At 41.3% G+C, this 13,134-nt stretch carries 12 protein-coding genes; 4 read left to right on the forward strand and 8 right to left on the reverse strand.

Annotated elements, in window-relative coordinates:
* The first annotated feature begins 12 nt into the window (after positions 1-12).
* Entirely contained in the window at positions 13-894 is an 882-nt protein-coding gene (sucD, locus tag JYB62_RS09995; protein WP_074222960.1) for a succinate--CoA ligase subunit alpha, read from the forward strand.
* A gap of 179 nt (positions 895-1,073) precedes the next feature.
* Positions 1,074-1,493, forward strand: coding sequence for a hypothetical protein (locus JYB62_RS10000; RefSeq protein ID WP_205645237.1), 420 nt, complete (start codon positions 1,074-1,076; stop codon positions 1,491-1,493).
* Positions 1,494-1,573: 80 nt separating this feature from the next.
* On the opposite strand, the gene JYB62_RS10005 is transcribed toward JYB62_RS10000, so the two are convergent.
* Positions 1,574-4,018 (reverse strand): zinc-dependent metalloprotease, encoded by a 2,445-nt coding sequence (locus JYB62_RS10005; RefSeq protein WP_243431498.1) that lies wholly within the window; start codon positions 4,016-4,018, stop codon positions 1,574-1,576.
* A 157-nt stretch (positions 4,019-4,175) separates the two neighbouring features.
* Here JYB62_RS10005 and JYB62_RS10010 point away from each other — a divergent pair, with 157 nt between their 5' ends.
* On the forward strand, positions 4,176-5,807 hold the full coding sequence (locus tag JYB62_RS10010; protein ID WP_205645238.1) for an ABC-F family ATP-binding cassette domain-containing protein: 1,632 nt from the start codon (positions 4,176-4,178) through the stop codon (positions 5,805-5,807).
* Between the two features lie 123 nt (positions 5,808-5,930).
* On the opposite strand, the gene JYB62_RS10015 is transcribed toward JYB62_RS10010, so the two are convergent.
* From JYB62_RS10015 to JYB62_RS10030, 4 genes are all read right to left on the reverse strand, one after another.
* Positions 5,931-7,226 (reverse strand): TRAP transporter large permease, encoded by a 1,296-nt coding sequence (locus tag JYB62_RS10015; RefSeq protein ID WP_205645239.1) that lies wholly within the window; start codon positions 7,224-7,226, stop codon positions 5,931-5,933.
* On the reverse strand, positions 7,226-7,717 hold the full coding sequence (locus JYB62_RS10020) for a TRAP transporter small permease (RefSeq protein WP_074222955.1): 492 nt from the start codon (positions 7,715-7,717) through the stop codon (positions 7,226-7,228). Before JYB62_RS10020 ends, JYB62_RS10015 begins: the two co-directional genes overlap by 1 nt.
* A 21-nt stretch (positions 7,718-7,738) precedes the next feature.
* Positions 7,739-8,725, reverse strand: a complete 987-nt coding sequence (locus tag JYB62_RS10025) for a TRAP transporter substrate-binding protein (protein WP_074222954.1) — start codon at positions 8,723-8,725, stop codon at positions 7,739-7,741.
* Positions 8,726-8,802: 77 nt separating this feature from the next.
* Complete coding sequence (locus JYB62_RS10030) at positions 8,803-8,946, reverse strand: hypothetical protein (protein WP_205645240.1); 144 nt, start codon at positions 8,944-8,946, stop codon at positions 8,803-8,805.
* A 66-nt stretch (positions 8,947-9,012) separates the two neighbouring features.
* Between JYB62_RS10030 and JYB62_RS10035 the strand changes: the two genes are divergently transcribed.
* Positions 9,013-10,656 carry a UxaA family hydrolase gene (locus JYB62_RS10035; protein WP_205645241.1) on the forward strand — a complete coding sequence of 548 codons (1,644 nt, stop codon included), beginning with the start codon at positions 9,013-9,015 and terminating at the stop codon, positions 10,654-10,656.
* Here JYB62_RS10035 and JYB62_RS10040 read toward each other — a convergent pair.
* The 3 genes from JYB62_RS10040 to JYB62_RS10050 are packed head-to-tail and all read right to left on the reverse strand — an operon-like array spanning position 10,653 to position 13,128.
* Entirely contained in the window at positions 10,653-11,696 is a 1,044-nt protein-coding gene (locus JYB62_RS10040; protein WP_205645242.1) for a Gfo/Idh/MocA family protein, read from the reverse strand. The genes JYB62_RS10035 and JYB62_RS10040 overlap by 4 nt on opposite strands.
* A complete protein-coding gene (gene yiaK, locus JYB62_RS10045) occupies positions 11,693-12,706 on the reverse strand; it encodes a 3-dehydro-L-gulonate 2-dehydrogenase (RefSeq protein ID WP_205645243.1) in 1,014 nt (337 codons plus the stop codon). Before yiaK ends, JYB62_RS10040 begins: the two co-directional genes overlap by 4 nt.
* Positions 12,707-12,741: 35 nt before the next feature.
* Positions 12,742-13,128 carry a VOC family protein gene (locus JYB62_RS10050; RefSeq protein ID WP_205645244.1) on the reverse strand — a complete coding sequence of 129 codons (387 nt, stop codon included), beginning with the start codon at positions 13,126-13,128 and terminating at the stop codon, positions 12,742-12,744.
* Positions 13,129-13,134: the final 6 nt, after the last annotated feature.

Here is a 13,134-nt window from a genome sequence, read left to right on the forward strand (position 1 = left end):
AGAAATCGCATCATGAGTGTACTAGTAAATAAAAATTCCAAGGTGATCGTACAAGGGTTCACCGGGTCGGAAGGCTCTTTTCACGCACAGCAAATGATCGAGTACGGAACAAACGTAGTCGGTGGTGTAACTCCGGGAAAAGGTGGGTCTACCCATTTGGACAAACCTGTTTTTAACTCTGTAGAAGAAGCCGTTCAAAAGACTGGTGCTGATACATCCATCATTTTCGTACCACCAGCTTTTGCAGCTGACGCGATTATGGAAGCTGCTGATGCTGGGATCAAAGTAATCATTGCAATCACGGAAGGTATTCCTGTCGCAGATATGATGAAAGCTAAGCCTTACATCAAAGAAAGAGGAGCTACCCTGATTGGACCAAACTGCCCAGGAGTGATTACTCCAGGAGAAGCTAAAGTGGGTATTATGCCAGGTTTTGTATTCAAAAAAGGTAGAATAGGTATTGTATCCAAGTCAGGTACTTTAACTTATGAAGCTGCTGATCAAGTTGCCAAAGCTGGATTAGGTGTTTCTACTGCTATTGGTATTGGTGGTGACCCTATCATTGGAACTTCTACCAAGCAAGCGGTTCAGTTACTAATGGAAGATCCCGAAACTGACGCAATCGTCATGATCGGAGAGATCGGTGGTAACTACGAAGCGGAAGCTGCAAAGTGGATCCGTGAAACTGGAAACAAAAAGCCTGTAGTAGGATTTATAGCTGGTCAGACAGCGCCTCCAGGAAGAAGAATGGGACACGCTGGTGCCATCATCGGCGGAGCAGATGATACTGCAGCTGCAAAAATGAGAATCATGAAAGAAAATGGAATCCACGTAGCAGAGTCTCCAGCAGAGATCGGTGCTACCATGGCGAAAGCTTTGGGCGTGGATGCTTAAATGATATAAGATATTAGATTTAAGATATATGATTTTGAAAACCGCTTCGATTAAGTTCGGAGCGGTTTTTTTTTAATTAGTTCCCTTATCAGAGATGAAATGGCATCTATTTTTTATATTATTCTCAAATTCACTAATTTTTTTGATTCAAAACTTCAATTTCTTACCCTTATACTCTGATGAAAGATCATCTAATGCAGCGGACCATTCTCTTTTTTGTACTTACTTTTTTCCTGCCCCTGTTGGCTTATTCCCAATCAGAGATTCAAACCCAAAAAATCAATTTTGAAAAAGGAAAATCGGAAATTACAATCGAAGATTCCATTAAGGGAGACCAGATTATTGATTATGTCCTCAATGCCAAAGCGGGTCAGAAAATAACTGTCCATCTTACCACCTCTAATTCTTCCAATTATTTTAACCTAATGGCTCCGGGTGAGAAGTATGTAGCATTTTATAATTCTTCCATGGGAGAAAACAACTATGAGGGTGTTTTGGAAAAAAGTGGGGATCAAAAAATCAGAGTATATCTAATGCGGAGCGCTGCCAGAAGAAAAGAGGTTGCGAACTTTAAAATCCACGTTTCAATTACTCCTTAAGTTTATGTCTCTATAAAACGAAAAGCCTTTCCAGAAATCTAGAAAGGCTTTAGTAACATTAGAAAATCATTTTAATTTTTCTATTCCGCACTCAATAGGGTGTCGATCAAGGAATCTATATCACGAAGATGGTATTGAACAATTCCTGCACGGTATCTGGAACTAGCAGCTCTGGAAGATGCCTGAATCGCTTTCAATTCTGCTCTGGCTGCAGCACTTACATCTGACCTTCTTCTTTCATCCTGTTTCATCAATGCGGCCAGGCGTTCCACATGAGCTCTTTGTAAGTTTCTCCTAAATACATCAATATCCTTTGCTCCTGAAAGTTCAGACCAAAGCCCTTTTCTCAAATCACCCAACATCGCTGTCATCGAATAAGCTTCCGCTCCCTTTAAGGCTTCATTTTCTATCATTCGCTCCAATCGATCTTTTCGAAGTAAACTGCTCAATAATCTTGACTGCATATTTTCAATCGCTTGAATCGCCTTGGTAGGCTCCATGTTATCCAGGATTTCTTTTTGTAATAGCCAATCAGGTGTCGTAAATACATCTTCATTCAGAAACTTTATAGACTCTAATTGCTCTGATTTTGCAATGGGAGTATAAGTCGCCCCAGCTTGATCAGTAGTCTTCAACTCTTCATACACTCCACCTACATTGGTGATCACATGTCCTGCAAATCGAGTCCAAACCCCGATCAATTCCCCATATAACTCTTCCAAATCCGCATAATTCTCTCCGGGAGTTGTGGTCCATTTAGCCAAGTTTGGCGCCACTATTTTCAGGTTCGCTAAACCATATCTGCTCGCTTTGACGGGATCATCTCCTACGGATTCTGTTTGGGAGCTTGGATCAAAAGAATTCCCTCCACCAAAGAGGTATTTAGGATCTCCAGCTTTTTCTCTGATCCAACTATCCAGCGTTGCTTTTTCGTCTTCCGCAGAGTTGGCATTTGGTAAATATCTATAGCCCCAATTAATTGCATATTCATCATAAGGACCTAGCATACGAACCCACCTTACACCCTCGTCCCCTGGCTGAGCCACATAATTGTATCGGGTGTAATCCATGATGGTAGTTGCTAATCCCCATTTCTGAGTAAAAGTAGCTGAACGCAATGAATCTGTAGGATAAGCATAGGAGGCTTTCATATTGTGTGGTAAGCCCAAGGCATGGCCAACTTCATGGGAAATCACTCTTCTCATCATTTCCCCAATCTCTTCTTCAGGAGTATCCAAGGTTCTGGCAGATGGGTTTGCTGCGCCTGTTTCCAGCATATATCGGTTTCGGTACGATCTCAAGTGGTTGTGGTACCAAATAATATCACTTTCAATGATTTCTCCGGAACGTGGATCAGAAACACTAGGTCCTACTGCATTTCTGGTGGTCGATGCCACATACCTGACCGTAGAATACCTGGCGTCCTCTGGACTCCAATCTGGATCTTCTTCCTTGGTGGGAGCATCCTTCGCTATAATTGCATTTTTGAATCCTGCTGCCTCAAAAGCTACTTGCCAATCTTCAATCCCTTGTCGGAAATAAGGTCTCCATTTTTCTGGAGTCGCAGGATCCAGGTAATAAACAATCGGTTTGACCGGTTCTACCAATTCTCCTCTCGCATACGCTTCAAGATCTTTTGGTTCCAATCTCCATCTTCGGATATAACTTTTTACATCTGATTTTAAAGCCTCAGAACCATAATCAATTTGACGAATAGTAAACCAACCCACTCGCTCATCATATAGCCTTGGCTGCATCGGAGTTTTAGGAAGTAGGTACATGGATTGACTCATCTCCATCGAAATGGTACCTGTCCTTGAATTGGAAGGAGGGTCAGTAGCATTATAAGTCATATCATGTCGTACCTCAATATTCTGAGGGAAACTTGCCATCCTGCTAATGAAACTTCTACTTTTATCCAGGTTCCTAACCTTATATGTTTTCCTCAAATTATCCGACAAACCGCTCAAAGCAGGGTTGTCAGAAAGGAACAAATCACTTACTTCAATCAGGGCAGCAGTAGAATCCGGATTAAACCCTTCAATTTTAAAAGCAGCCAAAATCGGATCATAGTTATTTGCCTGAACAGACAATTGAATAGGTAAAGAATCACTGGCAACATTTGTAAAAGAAATCGACCTTAAATGAATGTTGTTTTGAACTCTGGACCATCTTACCACTTGTTCATTGGTTTTGGAGCCAGCATTCATATAACCTCCACCTAATCCGGTAGCAATTTTTGAAATCCTACTGACCAATAACATGTCCGCGTTCAATAGATCAAAGGGAATTTCATAATAATACTTCCCCCCAACAGAATGAACCTGAAACAAACCTTCATCTGAAATGGCCTCCTCGGTAACTAATTCACTATATTTTTTAAATGGACTCTTTTTGGTAGGTTTTGGAGCTGGAGTCTGTTGAACCGAAGTCGCTTGCTCCTTCTTTTTGCTACTTTTCTGGCCATAGGCTGTCACCGCACAGACCATGAGCAAAAAGAATAATAATTTTGAACTATTTTTCATAGGATCGTATATAAAAACAGTGAGGAAATTAGAGTAGGTATGAGTAGAAAACAAGGAGACCTTTATAATCGGTAAATCCATTTTTGAAGACATTTGGCTCCAACCTCAATTTTTAACTTTTCTATTCCTTACCTTTGCCGCTTCAATTCAGATAATTATGATTTCAGTAGATAATGTAGCCGTTGAACATAGCGGGTCTACACTCTTTAGTAATATTTCATTTGCCATCAATGAAACCGATAAAATTGCTTTGATGGGGAAGAATGGGGCAGGGAAATCCACCCTACTCAAAATTATTGCAGGTCAATCTAAACCTACATCAGGATCAGTTTCTGCTCCAAAGGATTTTGTGGTTTCTTATTTACCTCAGCATTTATTGACTTCCGATGATTGTACGGTGATGGAGGAAACTTCCAAAGCTTTCGCCAGCTATCTGAATATGAAAACTGAAATCGATCGGATCAATGAAGAACTGACAGTGAGAACCGATTACGAATCTGAGGAATATTACAAATTGATCGAGCAAGTTTCTGAATTGAGTGAGAAATTCTACGCGATCGAAGAAATCAATTATGAAGCAGAAGTAGAAAAAGTGTTATTGGGGCTTGGGTTTGTAAGGGAAGATTTCACCAGACTAACTTCAGAATTTTCCGGAGGCTGGAGAATGAGAATTGAATTGGCCAAAATCCTTTTACAAAACCCGGACTTAATCCTACTTGATGAGCCGACCAACCATTTGGATATTGAATCCATCCAATGGCTAGAGGATTTCTTGATGAATAAAGCAAAAGCGGTGGTGGTAATTTCCCACGACCGTGCTTTTGTAGACAACATCACCACGAGAACTATTGAGGTGACCATGGGACGTATTTACGATTACAAAGCGAAATACAGCCATTACCTTGAACTCCGAAAAGAGCGTCGTGAACAACAGCAGAAGCATTATGAAGAGCAGCAAAGAACCATTGCCGATATCCAAGCATTCATAGATCGCTTTAAAGGCACCTATTCCAAAACTTTACAGGTGCAATCCAGGGTAAAAATGCTGGAGAAAATGGAAATCATTGAAGTGGATGAGGTGGATACCTCTGCTTTGAAACTTCGCTTCCCTCCTTCTCCAAGATCAGGAAAATATCCAGTGATCGTAGACGAAATGAGCAAGTCTTATGGCGATCATGTGGTTTTCAAGAATGCTTCCATGACCATTGAGCAAGGACAAAAGGTAGCATTCGTAGGTAAAAACGGAGAAGGAAAATCCACCATGATCAAAGCAATCATGGGAGAAATAGAATTTGAAGGCAAATGCGAGCTGGGGCACAATGCCATGATTGGCTATTTTGCGCAAAACCAAGCATCACTTTTGGATGAAAGTCTGAGCATTTTCGAAACCATCGATCAGATTGCTGTAGGGGAAGTTAGAACGAAAGTAAAGGACATCTTAGGGGCATTCATGTTCAAAGGAGATGACATCAACAAGAAAGTGAAAGTACTTTCCGGAGGAGAGAAAACACGTTTGGCCATGGTGAAGCTATTGCTCGAACCTGTCAACTTGCTGATTCTCGATGAACCCACCAACCATTTGGACATGAAAACCAAGGACATCATCAAAGATGCCTTAAAAGCCTTTGACGGTACTTTGATTGTGGTTTCTCACGACCGTGATTTCTTGGATGGTTTGGTGACGAAGGTCTTTGAATTCGGAAAAAAGCGTGTAAAAGAACACTTTGAAGACATCAATGGATTCTTAAGAAACAAAAAGATTGAGAACTTGAAAGAAGTCGAGAGATAAAAGATCTTAGATTTTAGATTTCAGTCAAGCGCAATTGACTCTATGTCTATCAGTTTTATTCCATATAATAAAAATGCGGAGATTTAAACCCTCCGCATTTTTAGTTTTCCGTTAATTCAAGTTTTAAAGCCCAAACACCCGGGGTAGCCAAAGTGATATTTCAGGAAATATCATAATCAAGGCCAAGGCTAAGATCATCGCAAAGAAGAACGGAAGTAGGGGCTTGATTACCTTTTGAATTGTAGTTTGGGCAATTCCTACCCCTATAAACAATACTGAGCCTACTGGTGGAGTACAAAGACCGATACAAAGATTTAGTACCATCATAATACCGAAATGAACTGGATCTATGCCCAAAGAGGTAACAACAGGTAAAAAGATAGGTGTGAAAATCAATACTGCAGGAGTCATATCCATAAAAATCCCCACAAACAGAAGCAGCACATTGATCATAATCAAGATCACGAAAATATTATCGCTCAAGGATAATAAGGAATTGGAAATACTTTGAGGAATTTCCTCACTGGACATCACCCAAGACATGGCCATGGATGTAGCGATAAGCAACATCACCACCGCGGTAGTTTCTGCGGATTTCAACAATACCGCAGGTAGATCCTTTACTCCTATTTCCCTATAAATCATGGAAAGTACCAAGCTGTACACTACCGCAATGGCAGAGGCTTCAGTTGCCGTAAAGACCCCGCCGATAATCCCTCCAATTACCACTACCAACAAGAATAAACTTGGAATTGCTTTCCAGAAAGTGCTCAATAAATGCTTGAAAGAACTGGCCTCTCCTGCAGGTAATTTCTTTATTTTAACCATCACCGCTGCAGTGATCATTAACAACAATCCCACTAATAAGCCTGGAAGATATCCTGCCACAAATAGGGCAGCAATGGACACCCCTCCTGAGGCCAAGGAATAGACGATTAAAACATTGGAAGGTGGAATAATCAATCCAGTTGTAGAGGAGGTGATGTTTACAGCGGCCCCCAACTCTTTTGGATATCCTTCTTTTTCCATTCTTTTTCCCAGGATTCCTCCCATAGAAGATGCTGCCGCTACGGCTGAACCTGCAATGGCTCCCATCAGCATGGCTGCAATGACATTCACATGAAGTAATCCTCCGGGGAGTCTTCCTGTAAGGGCTTTGGCAAAATTTATCAACCGATTGGCAATCCCTCCTCGATTCATGAGCTCTCCCGCCAAAATAAAAAATGGAATCGCCAGCAAGGAGAAACTATCCAGTCCAGTCCCCATTCGTTGGGCCACGGTGGTAATGGCAGGCATAGAAGCTACTGTCACCATTAAAGTAAACATGCTCGAAAGTCCTAGACTCCAAGCCACTGGAACACCAATTCCTAAAAAGAAAATAAATGATAACACCAGTACTAAAACGCTAAGAACTTCCATTATTCAGCTGTTTGGATAGAGTGGAACAATTGAATAATAAATACTACCTGGTAGTAGGTGACTAACAACCCACTAAAAGGAATAATGCCATATACATAGGCTAAGGGGATTTGAAGAGTAGCGGACTTTTGACCAAGAATAAAAGTGATGTACACCAAATTAGATCCGCCAATAACCATCACTACGATGGCAAATACCAGAATACACACACTGATCAGGATCATTAATTTATCCTGAGCTTTCTCTTTTAAATTCGTCAGAAGTATATCGATGGCTAAATGCTCGTTTTTACCTGCAACATACGCTGCCCCAAGCATCCCTACCCAGATCATCATGTATCTAGAAAGTTCATCTGTAAAAGAGCTAGGGTCTTTAAAAATATATCTTGAAGTAACTTGCCAAGTCACATTGATCACCATCAAGGCCATCAAGATGACCAACAGATGCGAGATCAGTTTATCAAGTTTGGATTTAGTTTCTAATGAAAACATGTATAAAGAATCTTGGGTTAATTATTTCACATCTCTAATGGCCTGAACGATTTCATAAATTTCAGGCTGATCTATTTTCAATTGGTCATAAACACCTTCCACTGCTTTTCGGAAAGGCTCCTTATCCGGATAGGTAATGGTCACACCAGCGGCTTCCAATTCACGCATGGATTCTGCTGAAGATTCTTCCCAAAGTTTATATTCATAGGTAGCAGATTCGTCCGCTGCCTCCTGTACCCATTGTTGCTCTTCCTCAGTCAAATCTTCCCAGACCTTGGTACTGATAATGACCACATCCGGTAAAGCGGTATGCTCATCCAGACTATAATATTTACAGACTTCATAGTGCTTGGAGGTGTAAAGACTTGGTGGGTTATTTTCCGCAGCATCTACGATCCCTTGTTGCAAAGCCGTATACAATTCACCATAGGAAACCGGTGTAGGTGAACTCCCAAGTGCTTTTACCATATTGGATGCCGTCACACTCTCCATTACCCGTACTTTCAGACCAGCTAAGTCCTCAGGAGTTTCTACAGGTTTATCTTTGGTATAAAAACTTCTTTTCCCTGCATCGTAATAACATAATCCCCGAAGCCAAAACTCTTCTCCATCTAGGAGCAGTTGTTTACCAATGGGCCCTTCTAATACTTTTCGCTGATGCTCGTCATCTCTAAATAAATAGGGCATTCCAAACACTTGCATGGTCGGCGCAAAGCCCTCCAAAGCAGCCGCAGACACTTTGGTCATACCCAAACTTCCAATTTGAAGCAGTTCGAGCAATTCCCTTTCGGAGCCTAATTGCTGGTTAGGGTATACTTTGACCTTGATTTTTCCATTTGATTTTTTCTCAATTTGCTTGGCCATAAACAACATCGCTTCATGTACCGGATGACTAACCACCTGGGCATGACCTAGTTTGATGATTTTAAATTTGAGCGGAGAGGAACAGGAAAACGGAAGAACTCCTAAAAAAATGGTGATCACTAAAATTGAAAGGGTTCTTTTCATGGGTTTATTTGAAATATAGGCATTTAACAATAATAACTTTTTCCTGACTCAGTTGCCCGATGATTTACGGAATCGATTTAAAAACCTGTATACAAGGGTAATTTCTTGTCTAAGCTTAAAAAGATGTCCTTAATTGAAAACTGAATTCTATTCTTTTTAGCCTCTTTCCTTAAAATCCCGGCATACTCTACCACAGAGATAGCAATACAATAATTTTTCATTCTTTTCTTTTACCAAAGAAACCCTATCTTTGCGCAATCGATTGCACAATATAACTAATTAAACCCATGAACCATAGGGTAATACAAATTCATCCCAAGGACAATGTTTTAGTAGCCTTACAGGATTTAGAAGCAGGAGAACCATATTCCATTGCAGGTATAGAAGGAATCTTACAGGCTCCGGTTTCTGCTAAACATAAATTCGCAATGGAGGACCTATGCAAGGGAGATTTAATTTATATGTATGGAGGTATTGTGGGCAAAGCAGTGGTAGATATTCCTTCAGGCTATCCCCTGACCACATCCAATATCAGTCATGAAGCAGAAAGCTTTGGAGAAAAAACAGAAGATTACCACTGGGAAGCTCCTGATGTAAGCAAATTTCAAAACAGGACCTTTCAAGGTTTTCACCGAAGTGACGGACAAGTTGGAACGGATAATTACTGGTTGGTTATTCCCTTGGTATTTTGTGAAAATCGAAATGTAGATACTATCAAGGAAGCTTTTTTGGAAGAATTAGGATTTGCCAAACCTAATCCATACAAGCAACTGGTCAAGGAAATGGCTTTGCACTACCAAGCGGGAGACCAAGCAGCAATCGCCAATCTTTCAGTTTCCACATTTACAGAAAGGAAGGATTCAAAATTATTTCAACATGTAGATGGTATTAAATTTCTAAATCATCAGGGAGGATGTGGTGGAGTAAGACAGGATTCCGAAGCTCTTTGCACCTTACTGGCTGGATACATCAATAATCCTAATACAGCCGGAGCAACGGTCTTAAGCTTGGGATGTCAAAATGCACAAGCTTCCATCTTAGAACAGAAACTGAAAGAGATGAATCCTGATTTCCAAAAACCATTGATCATTTTGGAGCAGCAAAAGGAAGGAACAGAGCAGCAATTATTGACCCATGCCATCAAAGAAACATTCCTTGGATTAGCTGAGGTAAATAAACTACGTAGGCAACCCGCTCCATTGAATAAATTGACGGTGGGATTAGAGTGTGGTGGTTCAGATGGTTTTTCTGGTATTTCAGCCAATCCATCTGTGGGATATGCTGCGGATCTCATCGTCGCTCTTGGAGGAAAAGCAATTCTATCTGAATTCCCTGAACTATGCGGAGTGGAACAAGAACTGATCAACAGATGCGTAACCCATGAAAGTGCAGAGAAATTTTCAGCATTAATGAGATCTTATGCTTCTGCTGCAGAGGCAGTAGGTTCCGGTTTTGACATGAACCCCTCTCCTGGAAATATCAAAGATGGATTGATCACAGATGCAATGAAATCTTCGGGAGCCGCAAAAAAAGGAGGTACCTCTCCAGTCACAGATGTATTGGATTACGGAGAAATTGTCAGAAAACCAGGTCTAAATTTGCTTTGCACCCCTGGGAATGATGTGGAAAGCACCACTGCAATGGCTGGTTCTGGAGCCAATGTGATTCTTTTCACTACAGGTTTAGGCACTCCCACCGGAAATCCAATCACACCAGTTATCAAAGTATCCAGCAACCGCCGTTTGGCGGAAAGGATGCCAGATATCATAGACGTCAACACGGGGCATGTGATTTCCGGAGAGAAATCCATTCAACAAATGGGTGAGGAAATTTTAGAGCAGGTCATTGCTGTCGCAAGTGGAAAAATGACCAAAGCCCAGCAATTGGGGCAAGATGATTTTATCCCTTGGAAAAGAGGAGTATCCCTTTAACCTACTTTGTCTTTGAAAGGGAATTCTACTTTTTGACCAGTTTTGGAGGATTGATACATGGCTCGAATCAACTCTACTGATTTTCGTGCAGTTTTCCCGTCTACTGTAGGAGTTGAGTTATTCTTGATGTCTTTTAAAAACAGTTCCCATTGTTGAAGGTGCAATTGGTAACCAATGGCATTAGGATCTGAAGAACCTGAGCCTGAACCTGGCTCCCCCTTTATTTCTGAAGCTTCTTCTCCCTTGATATTCCAGGCAATGATCTTACCTCCTTCCAGGATTGCACTTCCCTTGGTACCAAAGATCTCTACTCGTTCGGGGTATCCCGGATACAAGGCGGTTGCAGAGGTGACATTCCCCAGGGCCCCATTTTTGAATTGAACTAAGCCCATTCCCAAATCTTCACCTTCTATTGGGTACAGAGTGGTTTGGACTTGCGCGTAGACATGCGCTACATCCCCCATTAAATCCAAAAGTAAATCAATGGTATGGATCCCCTGATTGATAAGGGCTCCTCCCCCATCGGCTTTCAAAGTACCTTTCCACTTACTGGTGGCATAATACGCATCATCCCTAAACCAATTGACATAGGCATTGCCTACCAACAATCTTCCGAAAACCCCTTCAACAACTGCCTTCTTTAGTTTTATGAAATCCTCCGCAAATCTATTTTGAAAAATTACAGCCAGCTGAACCCCACTTTTCTCACATGCTGCAATTAATTGATCTGCTCTCGGCAAGGTGATTTCAATAGGTTTCTCTACCATCACATGTTTTCCAGCCTTGGCTGCAGCCAACCCAGGCTCCAAATGAATTCCGCTCGGAGTACAAATGCATACTACATCTAAATTCGGAAGGCCTAAAAATTCATCTAATTCGGAATACACAGGAGCTGAAAATAACTCCTTTGCCACGTTGGCGCTGGAGGAATTCGGGTTAAAAAGTGCCACCAATTCCGCACCTTTTAACTCTTCAATGGCCTGTGCATGTTTAACCGCGATAGATCCTGTACCTACTATTCCAATTCCGAATTTTTTCATTTTTCTAACTCATTTAAAATTTGACTCCAGACTTCCCTGTTTACAGGAATTCCTTTTTTTCTATTTTTCTCTCTTGTTCTAAGGACATTCTCTCCCGGATACAAGACTTCCTTTCCTTCAAACACCTTGGAACTTTTGAGTTCATTTATAATCTCATTTCCTTTTTGATCGAACCAATCCTCCAATTCCAATTTCTTGGGATCAAAGCATAAAAACACCTGGGAAAGCCCAATTTCTTCACCGGATTGATCTACTTCATGGGTACTATCTCCCCCAGAAAGTAAAGTGGCTAACATATCTAAAATCAAGGACAATCCTGCTCCTTTCCACATACCTGCCGGAATTGCCATCTCATTTTCTATTATGGTTTTCGGATCATTTGTAAGATTCCCCTCCTGATCAAATCCAGCTGCATATGGAGCTTTTTTTCCTGCCATGGAAAACACGGAAAGTTTCCCGTAGGCAAATTGAGACATGGCCATGTCCAACACCACCGGGCCTTCTGATCGGGGTATACCTATCACTAATGGATTGTTCCCAAGCTTAGGTTCACTACCTCCCCAAGCGGGCATATTAGCTTTGGTATTAGTAAAGCAAATCCCAATTTTACCTGCATTTACCGCCTGCCAACCGAAATTCCCTCCGCGCATCCAATGGTTGGTGTTTTTTAAAGCGACACAGCCTATCCCAAATTGCTCGGAAATCTTTATAGCTCTTGCCATGGCAAAATCAGCATTAAGGTTCCCTACCCCCAATTGACCATTCCAACGCTCAAACACCCCAAGATTACTTTCTATTTCAGGCTCCTTTTTTGGATCGACATAACCTTTCCGAATAAAGTTCAGAAGTTTTAAAAATCGATTTACGCCATGAGACCGAACCCCATCTAAATCCGTTTGAGCAAAAAGCAATGCACATTTTTCAGCTCTTTGAGCATCAAAGCCATAGCGCTGCAGCACACTTTCCAATGTATTGGACAGTTTCTCAAAACTTATGTTCAGATCATTCATAGGCATATCAAACAATTCTCCATTCTTAAACTCTACTATGAAATCATGGGAGTGGCCCTTTTACATAATTGCAAACAAATGCCCCAAGGGTCTCTCAGCATAACTAAATGGGAACCATCTGGTAAAATATCATCAGAAAACTCCGTGGCCCCAGCTGCTATTAATCGGTTTTTATCCACTGTCGGATCTTGAGAAACTAAAGCAATATGAACCGCAAGTGGGTGCAATTTTTCAAATTCCAGCGTCTCCCCTTTTGGGTTGTTATAAAGCTCAAGCATGATGGTGCCGCTATCATCTGCCAGAAAAATCATATTTGGAGCTTCCTCCATTTTCTTTTTTACCGTAAGACCTAAATGTTCCTCGTACCAAAAAGCAGTCGCTTTTGCATTGGGAACATTGATGGCGAAGTGTTCAAATTTCATATTCTG

The sequence above is a fragment of the Algoriphagus lutimaris genome, assembly GCF_017051705.1.
GTDB lineage: Bacteria > Bacteroidota > Bacteroidia > Cytophagales > Cyclobacteriaceae > Algoriphagus > Algoriphagus lutimaris.

Excerpts from the sequence above, each read along its gene's own strand:
- sucD (WP_074222960.1), top strand. The coding sequence starts at position 13 with ATGAGTGTACTAGTAAATAAAAATTCCAAGGTGATCGTACAAGGGTTC.
- JYB62_RS10000 (WP_205645237.1), top strand. The coding sequence starts at position 1,074 with ATGAAAGATCATCTAATGCAGCGGACCATTCTCTTTTTTGTACTTACT.
- JYB62_RS10005 (WP_243431498.1), bottom strand. The coding sequence starts at position 4,018 with ATGAAAAATAGTTCAAAATTATTATTCTTTTTGCTCATGGTCTGTGCG.
- JYB62_RS10010 (WP_205645238.1), top strand. The coding sequence starts at position 4,176 with ATGATTTCAGTAGATAATGTAGCCGTTGAACATAGCGGGTCTACACTC.
- JYB62_RS10015 (WP_205645239.1), bottom strand. The coding sequence starts at position 7,226 with ATGGAAGTTCTTAGCGTTTTAGTACTGGTGTTATCATTTATTTTCTTT.
- JYB62_RS10020 (WP_074222955.1), bottom strand. The coding sequence starts at position 7,717 with ATGTTTTCATTAGAAACTAAATCCAAACTTGATAAACTGATCTCGCAT.
- JYB62_RS10025 (WP_074222954.1), bottom strand. The coding sequence starts at position 8,725 with ATGAAAAGAACCCTTTCAATTTTAGTGATCACCATTTTTTTAGGAGTT.
- JYB62_RS10030 (WP_205645240.1), bottom strand. The coding sequence starts at position 8,946 with ATGAAAAATTATTGTATTGCTATCTCTGTGGTAGAGTATGCCGGGATT.
- JYB62_RS10035 (WP_205645241.1), top strand. The coding sequence starts at position 9,013 with ATGAACCATAGGGTAATACAAATTCATCCCAAGGACAATGTTTTAGTA.
- JYB62_RS10040 (WP_205645242.1), bottom strand. The coding sequence starts at position 11,696 with ATGAAAAAATTCGGAATTGGAATAGTAGGTACAGGATCTATCGCGGTT.
- yiaK (WP_205645243.1), bottom strand. The coding sequence starts at position 12,706 with ATGAATGATCTGAACATAAGTTTTGAGAAACTGTCCAATACATTGGAA.
- JYB62_RS10050 (WP_205645244.1), bottom strand. The coding sequence starts at position 13,128 with ATGAAATTTGAACACTTCGCCATCAATGTTCCCAATGCAAAAGCGACT.